Below are 10,894 nucleotides of genomic sequence, written 5' to 3'. Positions count from 1 at the left end.
CGACACGGGGCGGAGCGGGACGAACGAAGAGCCCCCTGGTCGAGGACCAGGGGGCTCTTCGTCGCGGACGGGGGCCGCCGGTGACGGGCGGACGGGGGAGTCAGGCCTCGTTCTTCGCCGCGGACTCGGCCTTACGGGCTGCGCCTCGCTCGGTCGACGCACCGGAGGTGGAGAGCTCGCCGCCCGAGGACTCCAGGTGCGCCCTGACGAACCAGTGGAACAGCTCGAGCTCGTGCAGGTGCCCCACCAGGAGATCGTTGCTCACGGTGTCCACGGTCTCGGTGTCCGCCGCGGCCTTGCGGTGCGAGGCGATCACGCCCTGGTAGACCTCGTCGAGAGCGCCCAGGTGGGCGATCGTCGACGCGCGACCCAGGTGGTAGTCCTCCCAGGTGCGCTCGGCGACGATCGCACCCGGCGTGCCCCGCGGCGGCACCCCCAACGTCGCGATGCGCTCGGCCGTGGCGTCGACCATGGCGCGCACGGCGTCCACCTGGGGATCGATCATCTCGTGGACCGCGATGAAGTGCGGACCCACGACGTTCCAGTGGATGTGCTTGAGCGTGAGGGCGAGGTCGTTCAGGGAGTGCAGACGCTCCTGCAGGATCGCCGCGACGTCCTTGCCCTCCTGGAGGGTGAGCGACGGGACGGTGTACTCCGGCAGGTCCTTCTGGGCAGCCATGTGGTCCTCCTCGAGTCGGGATGCGTGTCAGGCGCAGGGCGCCTCCACCCATCCTGGCCCCGCGTGCTCGTGCTCGCAGGTCCAGCGCGAGCTCACCGACGCCACCAGGTCCGTGGGACCACCAGGACGGCGAGCGCGCACAGCGCCAGCGCCGCCACGACGGTCCAGGACCCGCTGCCCTCGAGGCCCGAAGCGGCGAACGCCACGAGCGCGAGCCCCTGGCAGAGCGCCTGCACCAGGGCGGCGCGACGCAGGTCGAGCGCGAGGGCCCGCCGTTCGACCTCGCCCGTCCAGGGGACGCGCGCCACCCACCAGGACGCCCGGAGCACGAGGTGCACCAGCGGGAGGAGGGCGAACACGACCGGGTCGAACGCCGTCGAGGCGCCGAGGAGCGCGGCACCCCCCGCGAGGACGATCGCGTGCGGGACAGGGGGCCGCGGGAACCTGGTGACCGCCGCGGCGAGCGCGAGGCCGATCACCACGCTGCCGAGCAACGACGGGAGCAGGCTGTGCACGGTCAGGGCGCCGTACACGGCTGTGGGGCCGAACAGCACGGCGCGGAGACCGGGCCCGGGAACGGTCGGTCCGGTGGCCACCTCGGTCGAGGGCCTGGCGGCTGCTGGAGCCGGGCGAGCCGGAAGGCGCGCGTTCATCGGGACGTCCCTTGCGCGACGTGTCGTTGCCGGCGGGCCGCGAGCTCGAGCGCGGTCCGGGCCGATCGGGGCGTGCGGCCGGGCACCCCAGGATCGTCGTCGACCGAGGGCAGCCACCGGACCACGAGGATCCCTTCTCGACGCAGGCTCTCGAGGCGCTGCTCACGCTCGATGTGCGTGATCCGCCAGGCGAGAGCGACGCCGGGGTCGCCCCGCGGGACCTCGACCGTGGGCAGGATGTCGACGGCCACGACCGGATGGCCCGTACCGCGCCAGGTCCGGGCGATCGAGGCGCTCTCGTCGTCGAGGAAGGTCGAGAACATGTACACGAGCGCACCTGCCGGGATCTGCGGGGGACGCAGGCGGCGTCCGGGGTCTCCGACGGGGTGCGCGAGCGCGAGCGCGTGGACGATCCTGCGCAGCTGGCGCTTGCCTGCGGCCGGGGGCAGGGGACGTCGGACCCACCCGAGGTCCTCGAAGCCGACCCTGTCACCCCCGTCGAGCGCGGCCTGCGCGACCGACGCCGCGGCATTGCGTGCGACGTCGAGAGACGTCGCACGGTCCATGGGCAGCGGGCCGTTCCCGCGCCAGGTCGTGACGTCCGGTCCCACCTCGTCGCGCGAGTCGAGCACGAGCACGACCGTCGCCTCCGCAGTCGCCTGGGTGCGGCGCACGTAGAGGGTCTCGAGGCCCGGGGACCGTCGTGCGGTCGCGCGCCAGTCGATGCGTCGCAGCCGGTCGCCCGGCGCGAACGGATGGATGTCCCGCAGCTCGGTGCCGTCGCCGAGCCGCCGGGTCGTGTGCGGTCCGGTGAGCCCGACCAGCTGATGAGGCAGCGGAAGTCGACCGAGCGGCTGGGCCGCCGGCAGCACGAGGACCCCGGGTGCCTGCACGTCGTCGGGCCGTGACTCGAAGCCACCCTCGACGCTCGCCGCGACGTGGTCGACGCGGAACGTCCGGTGCGGCCCGGTCCGGGCCGAGCGGGTCGTGAGGTCGAGGGTCCTGGTCCCGTCCACGAGGACCGTGACGTCCGCGGCGTCGTTCCCCGGGCTGGTGACCCGCAGGCGGAGGGGTGCGGCGCCGTCGGGCACCTCGAGGCGCAGCCGCGCGCGCAGCTCGCCCGGTCCTGCCTCGCCCGCCTCGGCCGGGACGAACGTCGCCGTGACCGCCCCGCCTCGTGGGCGGGCGGTCCACGCCCACGAGGCGCTGAGCAGCGCCGGCGCACCGAGGACCGCGATGTCGGCGCGACCGGCGACGAGGCCGGTGATCAGCAGGGCGAGACCGAGCACGACCCCGGCCGCGAGACTCGTGGTCTGCATCCAGCCCGTCGGTTCTCCGCCCCCTGCAGGCGCCGTCATCGCGCTGCGCTGGCGACCGTCGCGGGGCCCGGGACGCGGTCGAGGATGGCCCGGACGATGGTCTGCGGCTGGGCGTTCGACGCCCACGCCGTGGGAGTCAGCGTGAGCCGGTGCGCGAGCACGGGGACCGCGACGCGCTTGACGTCCTCGGGGAGCACGTAGTCCCGGCCGTCGAGGGCCGCGACGGCCCGCGCGAGCAGGACGAGGGTCTGCGACCCGCGGGGCGAGGCCCCGACCTCGAGCTGGGAGTCGGCGCGCGTCGCGGCCACGAGGTCGACGCAGTACGTGACCACGTCGGGGTCGACGTCTGTCGCCTCGACCCCGGCCTGCATCGCGAGGACCGTCGCGGCGTCGACGACCCGGCGGACCTCGGCCTGCTCCTGACGGCGGTCGAGCCTGCGGCGCAGGACCTCACGCTCCTCGTCCCGGTCCGGGTACCCGACCGCGAGGCGCACCATGAAGCGGTCGAGCTGCGCCTCGGGCAGCGGGTAGGTGCCCTCGTACTCGACGGGGTTGGACGTCGCCAGGACGTGGAACGGGCGCTGCAGCGGGTACGTGCTGCCCTCGATCGAGACCTGGCGCTCGGCCATGGCCTCGAGCAGCGCGGACTGGGTCTTGGGCGCGGTGCGGTTGATCTCGTCGGCCAGGAAGAGGCCCGTGAAGACCGGCCCTGGGCGGAACACGAAGTCGGTCGTGGCCGGGTCGTAGACCGAGGACCCCGTGATGTCCGCGGGCAGCAGGTCGGGTGTGCACTGGAGACGGGCGAAGTCGAGCCCGAGCGCCGTGGCGAGACTGCGGGCCGCGAGGGTCTTGCCGAGCCCCGGCACGTCCTCGAACAGCACGTGGCCGCCCGCGAGGATCGTGGCGAGCGCGAGCTCGAGCGGGTCCCGCATCCCGACGACGGCCGTGCCGACCTCGTCGAGGATGCGGCGGCCGAGCGCGGCCACCTCGGGCACGCTGAGCGCGGGGGCAGGGGAGTCCGTCATCGGGTTCGCCTCTCGGTGGTGGTCGTGGTGGTGCTGGTGCGTGCGTCGTGGTCCGTACCGGTGGTGGTTCCGTCGGTCGCGTGGCCGTCCGTCTCGCGGCGCTGCGCGGCGGGCGCCCGACCTGGGCCCGCGGAGATGCCGCTCACGTCCTCGATCGCCGTGACCCAGGACCTCAGGACCGGCATGGTCGGTGGGCGCAGGTCGGTCGTCATCTGCTGGTGGACCTTCGGCCCGAGCAGCTCTGAGGCCGCGCGCTGCTGAGCGGGGTCCGTGCTGCGCAGGTCGACACCCTGGTCGGCCAGCGCCCTGGCCGCGAGCGCCAGGACGCGCTTGTGTGCGCGTTCGCTGACTCGTCCGTCGTTGCCGTGCATGGCCCAGGTGAGCTCGGAGAGGTCGCGTCGGGCGCCGTGGCGGTTGCGGTCGGGCAGGGCGTGGTGCTCGGGGTCGTCGCCGGGTCGTGTGCGTCGGTACAGGACGAGGAGGACGAGGGTGCCGGCGGTGAGGACGAGGGCGTGGGGCGGGTCGAGCCCGATGACGGCGAGGGCGGTGCCGGCGGTGAGGACGAGCCCGGCTTCGAGGAGGAGGCGTCTGCCGGTGGTGGGGCGTCGGCTCATGGGGTCGTGGCCTGTCCGGTGTCGTGGTGAGCGGTTCCGGTCCGGGTCGGGCTCGCGGCGGGTCCTGGTGGCGCGAAGGCGATGGCGAGCCGTTCGAGGCAGTCGCGCGCGGTCTGGACGTCGTGGTCGGCGAGGGGGTGGTTCGTGAAGCGGGCGCGCTGGTAGAGGCCGAGGAGAGTCGTGACGGCGTCGGGGTCGGCGGGGGTGGCGTCGAGGACGGTGGTGGTGAACTCGGTGGGGGTCTGGGCGGGGTGCCTGCGGTGGCCGGTGTCGGCGGTCGCGTCCTCGAGGGCGATCCAGGCGGCGGTGACGGCGTCGCGGGGGCTGCGGGCGGTGTCGAGGAGGTGGCGTGCGTGGGTGACGCCGCGCCGTAGGGCGGGGAGCTGGACCTCGAGGGTGGGGGCGGCGGTCACGGTGTCCCCTGTGGCGACGTGGTCGCGGTGGGGCTCGCCGGGTGCGGCGGGCTCGGTGCGGCGGCGGCGCAGGTAGAGGATAGCGATGACGACGAGGACGGCGGCGACGGTGACGGCGAGGTAGGTCGTGTAGTCGCCGATGGACATCCCGGCGGCCTGGCCGTCGAGCCCTGGGGGCAGGGTCTCGACGTAGGTGGGGCCGTCGATCGGGACGGGGGCTTCGGGGGGTGGGACGGCCGAGTCGTCGGGGGGCAGGAACCATGCGGGGCGGTCGTAGCTCCAGCGGGACCCGGCGGCGGCGCCGACGAGGACGAGTGCGATCAGGACGACGACACCCCCCAGTCGTGTCCGGTTGCTCATGCGGGCCGGTTCCTCTCGGCGTGGAGGCCGGCTGCTGCGGCGGTGAGGAAGGCTGCGGGGTCCTGGTCGAGTCCTCGGCCCATGGTGGAGAGGCCGACGGGGGTGGTGCGGAGCGCGTCGAGGAGCGCGGTGCCGGTCTCGGTGTGGGCGAGGCGGTGGCGCCCGTGGGGGGCGGCGAGGTGGGTGGCCTGCTCGGTGATGCGCGCGGTGAGTGCGGCCCCCCACCCGGGGAGGGCTTCGATCTCGGGGGTGGGGCGGGGCACGACGACGTCGCTGGCCGCGAGCGCCACCCGGCCGTAGGCGGTCAGGGAGTGGTGGGAGATGCCGAGGTGGCGGTCGCGGGGGTCGGCGCCGGAGACGCGCAGGGAGGCGACGGGCAGGGCGCCGAGCGTGGCGGCGGCGTTGAGGGCTTCGCCGGCGGCGACGCCGGAGAAGCCCCAACGGGTGCCGGTGCCGAGGTTGCCGGGTCCTTGGGCGACGATCGCGAGGTCGGCGCCGGTGACGTGGCGGGCGGCGAGGAGCCCGGTGTGGACGGTGACGGCTTCGTGGTCGCCTCCGTAGGCCTGTCCGACGGTGAGGCAGGTGTGGATCCAGCCGGCGTCGCGCAGTCCGGAGACGGTGCGGGAGAACGCTGCGGGCAGGGCGCCGCCGTCGGTCATGACGTAGGCGATGCGGGGGGCGGGGCGTCCGTCCTGGGCTGCGGCGAGGCGGGCGCCGGCGACGATCGCGGGCAGCGCGGAGTGCAGGTCGGCGACGACGACGGGCATGCCGGCGAGGTCGTCGGCGTCGCGCAGCGTGTCGTGGTGGGGGGACTCCTGCTCGTCGACGCCCAGGACGAGGGCTTGCAGGGGGGTGTAGCGGGCCTTGACGAGGTGGCCGGGGCCCGCGGGCGGGTCGGTGGGGAGCGTGTCGGGCAGGGCGACGACGAGCGCGTACCCGCCGGTGCCGAGCCCCCGGGCGAGGGCGCTGACGTTGAGGAGGACGCGGTCGCCGACCTGGGGGTCGCCCACGAGCTGCGGGTAGGCGAGCGCGCGCACGGTCCGGGGGCGTTCCTGGTCGCCCGGTCCTGCGGTCGCGGGCAGCGGTTCGTCGAGCTCGACGGTCAGTTCTTGCGCGCCCTGCCAGCCTCGGCCGCGCGACATCACCCTTGCAGATCGCCACGTCATCACACGGGTGAGGCTACCGTTCGTTAGCGTGGGTGCCGATGCCTGATCAGACGAGCCAACCAGTCAACCCTGCGACGAGGCTGTTGAACCTCGTGATCGCCCTCGTGAACACGAGCGTGTCGATGACGAAGCAGCAGATCCGCACGAGCGTGGCGGGGTATGCCGACGCGCCCTCGCCCGAGGCGTTCGAGCGGATGTTCGAGCGCGACAAGGACTCCTTGCGCGACCTGGGGATCCCGATCGTGACGGTCGACGCCGGGGGCCACAGCGACGACGTGGGGTACCGGATCGACCAGGACGCGTACGCGCTGCCCGCGGTGGACCTGACCCCGGCCGAGTTCGGGGTCCTGTCGCTGGCCGCGCAGTTCTGGCAGGACAAGACGCTGCGGACGGACATCTCGCGCGCCCTGACGAAGCTGCGGGCGGCGGGGGCGGGGGAGATCGCGAACGACGCGGTCGCGGGCCTGGCGCCCCGGGTGCGGGCCGTGGGTGACGCGTACGGGCCGTTGCTCGACGCGATCGAGGCGCTGCGCGTGGTGTCGTTCACGTACCGGGCGGCGTCCACGGGCGAGGTGCGCACGCGCACGGTCGAGCCGTGGCGCATCGCGGCGCGCCGGGGCGGCTGGTACCTGCTGGGCTTCGACCGCGAGCGCCAGGCGCCGCGCGCGTACCGGCTGAGCCGTATCGAGGGGCGGGTGCGTCTGCTGGGGCGGGCGGGGGCGTTCAGCATCCCGGAGGGGGTGGACGTCGACGCGCTGCTGGGGGCGCGCGCGGGGCGCGAGCTCGAGGCACGCCTGGCGATCGGTCCGGAGCGGGCCGAGGCGTTGCGTGCGCGGGGGCGCAGCGACGGCGACGGCACGGGCGAGGGGGCGGGGCCCCGTCGGGACGGGCGCGACGTCGTGCACGTGCCCTACACGAACGCGCACACGTTCGCGGACGAGATCGCGGGGTACGGTGACGCGGTCGTGGTGCTGAGCCCGCCCGAGCTGCGCGACGCCGTCGTGCGCCGGTTGCGCGCCGCGGCGCGCCTGGGGTCCGCGGACCTGGCCACGGGTCTCACCCCTTCCCCGACCGACCGGTCCCTCGACCGGGACGGCACGAGCACGACGACGACCGAGGAGCAGCGTGGCTGAGCGCGCGGACGACCGGCTGGTGCGCCTGCTGGGCATCGTCAGCTATCTGGACGGGGCGGGCGGCGTGCCCGTCGAGGAGCTCGCGTCCCGGTTCGGGGTCACGACCCGCCAGATCGTCGAGGACGTCGACGCCCTGTGGGTGTCCGGCACCCCCGGGTACTGGCCCGACGACCTGATCGACTTCGACGCGGACTCCCTCGAGCGCGGCGTGGTGCGCCTGACCGAGGCTCGCGGCATGACCCGGCCCCTGCGCCTGGGCACGCGCGAGGCGGTCGCGCTCATCGCGGCGCTGCGCGCCATGGGGGAGACGGGCGCGGTCCGCTCGGACCGGGCACGCTCCGACGTCGTCGCCTCGGTCCTGGACAAGCTCACGGGCGCGACGGGCGAGGCCGCCGCAGCCCTGGACGTGCGCCTGCCCACCGACGGGGACCCCGCGGTCGTGGCGACCGTGTCCTCGGCCCTGGCGAACCGGCACCGGTTGCGCGTGCGGTACGTGACGAGCGCCGACGTCGTCTCCGAGCGGGAGATCGACCCCGTGGCCCTGCACACCCAGGACGCCTGGTCCTACCTCCTGGCGTGGTGCTACCGCGCGCAGGGCCAGCGCACGTTCCGCCTCGACCGGCTCCTGGCCGCGACCGAGCTCGACGTCCCCACGGCCGAGCACGACCTGCCGACCGAGGTCGACTTCACGCCCACGGGTGACGCGCCCCTGGCCACGATCACGTTCGCGAGCCCGGCCCGCTGGGTCGCGGAGCAGGTCCCCGTGGAGAAGGTCCGCAACCTGCCCGACGGCGCGTTCGAGGTGTCGTTGCGCGTGACCAACCCCGTGTGGCTGCGCCGGCTCCTGCTCGAGCACGCCCGCCACGTCCTGGCCGTCACGCCCCAGGCCGTGGCCGACGACGTCGCGCAGGCCGCGAGCGCCGCCCTGGCCGCGTACGGGGAGCGTGCGGACGACGGTGGTGCTGTCGACGAGGGGCCGGACCCGGCCCCGGGCGTGCCCTCCGCGAACTAGGCTGGTCGGTATGTGGTTCACCATCTGGTCGGTCCTGGTCGTCGGCACGCTCGTCGGCGCGTTCTTCCTGGGCCGCGACCTGTGGCGCAAGGCCAAGGCGCTCCTGCGGCAGATGTCGGAGTCGTCGCAGGTCATGGACCGCTTCGCCCGGCGCACCGACGAGCTGACCGCCGCGGCGGCGGCCGCGCAGCCCAGCACCGCGCCCACCCTGTTCGACGACCCGGTGGTGCTGCACGAGCGCGTGGAGCACCTGCGCGCCGAGCGGGCCGAGCGCCGGGTCCTGCGCAGGACCCGCAACAAAGTGACGTGGGACCGCTGGCGCCGATTCAACGCGTAGGATCTGCGACAACAAGACTCGCGTCCGACTCCAAGGAGCCATCTCATGGGCATGCTGAAGCCCTGGCACATCATCGTTCTTGTCGTCGTCGTCCTGCTCCTGTTCGGGGCGAAGCGACTTCCTGACCTGGCACGCAGCGTCGGCCAGTCCCTCAAGATCTTCAAGAGCGAGGTCAAGGACCTGCGCGACGACGACAAGCCCGCGGAGCCTGCCGTCAAGGATGACGACGCCCCCAAGGCCTGACCCGTGTCCAGCTCGACCAAGACGTCCGAAGGGCGCATGCCGCTGCGCGAGCACCTGCTCGAGATCCGCAAGCGACTCTTCCTGGTCTCGTGCGGCCTGGTCGCCGGAGCGATCCTGGGGTGGTTCCTGTACCAGCCGCTCCTGGACGCGTTGCAGGCCCCGCTCGAGAAGGCTGCTGCGGAGCAGGGCAAGGTCATCAACCTGAACTTCTCGGGCATGGCGACCGCGCTCGACATGAAGATCAAGGTCTCCTTGTTCCTCGGGGTCATCGTGTCCTGCCCGTGGTGGCTGTACCAGCTGTGGGCGTTCATCACCCCGGGACTCACGTCGAAGGAACGCCGCTACGCCATGGGCTTCCTGGGGGCATCGGTGCCCCTGTTCCTCGGCGGGGCGTTCCTGGCGTGGTGGGTCCTCCCGCACGCGGTCGACATCCTGGCCGGCTTCGTGCCGGAGGGCGCGACCAACCTCACCGACGCCCAGGGGTACCTGAGCTTCGTGATGCGGCTGGTCCTGGCGTTCGGGCTGGCGTTCGTCCTGCCCGTGGTCCTGGTCGCCCTGAACTTCGCGGGACTCGTCCGGGCCAAGGCGCTGTTCGCGGGGTGGCGCTGGGCCGTGCTCATCGCGTTCGTGTTCGCCGCCGTCATGACCCCGACCCCGGACGCGCTCACGATGATCCTCGTGGCCCTGCCGATCTGCCTGCTGTACTTCGGGGCCGTCGGGATCGCCTTCCTGCGCGACCGCAGCACCGACAAGCGCGACGCCGCAGCCCTCGCCGGTGCCTGAGGCACCTTCGCGCCCGGCCCGCCTCGGTGTCGTCGTCAACCCGACGGCCGACCGTGGGCGCGGCCGGGGCGACGGCGCCCGCACGCTCGAGCTCCTGCGCCAGGCCGGGCACGACGTCCTGGACCTCAGCGCCCCCAACGCGCCCCTCGCGCTCGAGAACGCCCGCGACGCGGTCGCCGGCAGCAGCACCCGCGGTCCGCTCGACGCGCTCGTCGTCGTGGGCGGGGACGGCATGGTCCACCTCGGCGTCAACGCGGTCGCCGGGACCACGATCCCGCTCGGGGTGGTAGCCGCCGGGACGGGCAACGACTTCGCCTCGGCCCTCGAGCTGCCCGTGCACGACGTCGACGCGGCCGTCACCCTGCTCCTCGAGTCCCTGCGTGCCCGCGCCGCCGGCACGGGCGGCACCCGCCTCGTGGACGCGGCCCGCGCAGAGCCCCTCGACGACCGGCTGGAGCCCCGTCCCGGACGCGAGCGCTGGTTCTGCGGCGTCCTGTCCGCAGGCCTGGACGCCGCGGTCAACGCGCGCGCCAACGCCCTGACCTGGCCGCGCGGTCGCGCCAAGTACGTGCGCGCCGTCGCGAGCGAGCTCGCGCGCTTCCGCCCCTACGGGTACCGCATCACGGCCGAGCTCGTCGGCGCCCCGGACGCCCCGGACGCCGCGGCCGTCCTCCCCGCGGCCCCCGCGGCGTCAGGCCCCCTCGACCCGGCCGGGACAGCCCGGACCGCGCCGCCCGACGACGCCTCGCACCCCTTCGTGTGGGAGTCACCCGGGACCGTGGTCGCCGTGGCCAACGGGCCCCGCATCGGCGGCGGCGTCCTCATCGCCCCCGAGGCGTCGATCGACGACGGCCTGCTCGACCTCGTGACCGCAGGCCCGCTGACCCGCCTGGGCGCTGCCCGTGTCTTCCCGGGCATGTACCGCGGCAAGCACGTGCACCACCCGGCCGTCGACGTGCACCAGGCCCGCTCGGTCGTCCTGGAGGCCAGCGACGCCGGCGGACCGCCCCCACCCGCGTTCGCGGACGGGGAGCGGATCTCGCGGCTCCCCGTGCGCGTCACCGTCGTCCCCGGCGCCCTCACGGTCCTCGACCCCCGCGCCTACCCCGACCGCGTGACGGCACCACGCCACCCCTGACCCACCGGAGCGGAGGCGT

General features: G+C 74.3%; 13 protein-coding genes. 6 read left to right on the top strand and 7 right to left on the bottom strand.

The features are described 5' to 3' along the window. Positions 1 to 100: 100 nt before the first annotated feature. From ACFWFR_RS04300 to ACFWFR_RS04270, 7 genes are all read right to left on the bottom strand, one after another. Entirely contained in the window at positions 101 to 679 is a 579-nt protein-coding gene (locus ACFWFR_RS04300) for a Dps family protein (RefSeq protein ID WP_191802427.1), read from the bottom strand. A 92-nt stretch (positions 680 to 771) separates the two neighbouring features. Beyond that, entirely contained in the window at positions 772 to 1,332 is a 561-nt protein-coding gene (locus tag ACFWFR_RS04295) for a hypothetical protein (RefSeq protein ID WP_377621417.1), read from the bottom strand. Continuing rightward, positions 1,329 to 2,651, bottom strand: a complete 1,323-nt coding sequence (locus ACFWFR_RS04290) for a DUF58 domain-containing protein (RefSeq protein WP_377621415.1) — start codon at positions 2,649 to 2,651, stop codon at positions 1,329 to 1,331. The genes ACFWFR_RS04295 and ACFWFR_RS04290 overlap by 4 nt, the downstream gene beginning before the upstream one ends. Positions 2,652 to 2,686: 35 nt before the next feature. Then, positions 2,687 to 3,676 carry a MoxR family ATPase gene (locus ACFWFR_RS04285; RefSeq protein ID WP_191802434.1) on the bottom strand — a complete coding sequence of 330 codons (990 nt, stop codon included), beginning with the start codon at positions 3,674 to 3,676 and terminating at the stop codon, positions 2,687 to 2,689. Beyond that, entirely contained in the window at positions 3,673 to 4,290 is a 618-nt protein-coding gene (locus tag ACFWFR_RS04280; protein ID WP_377621413.1) for a hypothetical protein, read from the bottom strand. Before ACFWFR_RS04280 ends, ACFWFR_RS04285 begins: the two co-directional genes overlap by 4 nt. Continuing rightward, the gene (locus ACFWFR_RS04275; protein ID WP_377621411.1) at positions 4,287 to 5,063 is read right to left on the bottom strand and encodes a DUF4129 domain-containing protein; all 777 of its coding nucleotides are present in this window, start codon (positions 5,061 to 5,063) and stop codon (positions 4,287 to 4,289) included. The genes ACFWFR_RS04280 and ACFWFR_RS04275 overlap by 4 nt, the downstream gene beginning before the upstream one ends. Next, positions 5,060 to 6,232, bottom strand: a complete 1,173-nt coding sequence (locus tag ACFWFR_RS04270) for a DUF3866 family protein (protein WP_377621409.1) — start codon at positions 6,230 to 6,232, stop codon at positions 5,060 to 5,062. Before ACFWFR_RS04270 ends, ACFWFR_RS04275 begins: the two co-directional genes overlap by 4 nt. Positions 6,233 to 6,267: 35 nt before the next feature. On the opposite strand from ACFWFR_RS04270, the gene ACFWFR_RS04265 reads away from it, so the two are divergent. From ACFWFR_RS04265 to ACFWFR_RS04240, 6 genes are read left to right on the top strand one after another with little or no spacing between them, the layout of a single operon-like run. Further along, positions 6,268 to 7,362, top strand: a complete 1,095-nt coding sequence (locus tag ACFWFR_RS04265; RefSeq protein ID WP_191802442.1) for a YafY family protein — start codon at positions 6,268 to 6,270, stop codon at positions 7,360 to 7,362. Beyond that, entirely contained in the window at positions 7,355 to 8,374 is a 1,020-nt protein-coding gene (locus ACFWFR_RS04260; RefSeq protein WP_377621407.1) for a helix-turn-helix transcriptional regulator, read from the top strand. The genes ACFWFR_RS04265 and ACFWFR_RS04260 overlap by 8 nt, the downstream gene beginning before the upstream one ends. A 10-nt stretch (positions 8,375 to 8,384) precedes the next feature. After that, a complete protein-coding gene (locus ACFWFR_RS04255) occupies positions 8,385 to 8,711 on the top strand; it encodes a hypothetical protein (protein WP_191802446.1) in 327 nt (108 codons plus the stop codon). A gap of 45 nt (positions 8,712 to 8,756) precedes the next feature. Continuing rightward, complete coding sequence (gene tatA / locus ACFWFR_RS04250) at positions 8,757 to 8,954, top strand: Sec-independent protein translocase subunit TatA (RefSeq protein WP_036571710.1); 198 nt, start codon at positions 8,757 to 8,759, stop codon at positions 8,952 to 8,954. A gap of 36 nt (positions 8,955 to 8,990) precedes the next feature. Next, positions 8,991 to 9,737 (top strand): twin-arginine translocase subunit TatC, encoded by a 747-nt coding sequence (tatC, locus tag ACFWFR_RS04245; protein WP_191802601.1) that lies wholly within the window; start codon positions 8,991 to 8,993, stop codon positions 9,735 to 9,737. After that, a complete protein-coding gene (locus ACFWFR_RS04240) occupies positions 9,730 to 10,875 on the top strand; it encodes a diacylglycerol/lipid kinase family protein (RefSeq protein ID WP_377621406.1) in 1,146 nt (381 codons plus the stop codon). Before tatC ends, ACFWFR_RS04240 begins: the two co-directional genes overlap by 8 nt. Positions 10,876 to 10,894: the final 19 nt, after the last annotated feature.

This window comes from Oerskovia sp. NPDC060287, from assembly GCF_042726775.1.
Taxonomy (GTDB): Bacteria; Actinomycetota; Actinomycetes; order Actinomycetales; family Cellulomonadaceae; genus Oerskovia; species Oerskovia merdavium.
The sequence above is the reverse complement of the archived record's forward strand: the minus strand, read 5'-3'. Positions and strand labels throughout refer to the sequence as shown.

Excerpts from the sequence above, each read along its gene's own strand:
- ACFWFR_RS04300 (WP_191802427.1), bottom strand. The coding sequence starts at position 679 with ATGGCTGCCCAGAAGGACCTGCCGGAGTACACCGTCCCGTCGCTCACC.
- ACFWFR_RS04295 (WP_377621417.1), bottom strand. The coding sequence starts at position 1,332 with ATGAACGCGCGCCTTCCGGCTCGCCCGGCTCCAGCAGCCGCCAGGCCC.
- ACFWFR_RS04290 (WP_377621415.1), bottom strand. The coding sequence starts at position 2,651 with ATGCAGACCACGAGTCTCGCGGCCGGGGTCGTGCTCGGTCTCGCCCTG.
- ACFWFR_RS04285 (WP_191802434.1), bottom strand. The coding sequence starts at position 3,676 with ATGACGGACTCCCCTGCCCCCGCGCTCAGCGTGCCCGAGGTGGCCGCG.
- ACFWFR_RS04280 (WP_377621413.1), bottom strand. The coding sequence starts at position 4,290 with ATGAGCCGACGCCCCACCACCGGCAGACGCCTCCTCCTCGAAGCCGGG.
- ACFWFR_RS04275 (WP_377621411.1), bottom strand. The coding sequence starts at position 5,063 with ATGAGCAACCGGACACGACTGGGGGGTGTCGTCGTCCTGATCGCACTC.
- ACFWFR_RS04265 (WP_191802442.1), top strand. The coding sequence starts at position 6,268 with ATGCCTGATCAGACGAGCCAACCAGTCAACCCTGCGACGAGGCTGTTG.
- ACFWFR_RS04255 (WP_191802446.1), top strand. The coding sequence starts at position 8,385 with ATGTGGTTCACCATCTGGTCGGTCCTGGTCGTCGGCACGCTCGTCGGC.
- tatA (WP_036571710.1), top strand. The coding sequence starts at position 8,757 with ATGGGCATGCTGAAGCCCTGGCACATCATCGTTCTTGTCGTCGTCGTC.
- tatC (WP_191802601.1), top strand. The coding sequence starts at position 8,991 with ATGCCGCTGCGCGAGCACCTGCTCGAGATCCGCAAGCGACTCTTCCTG.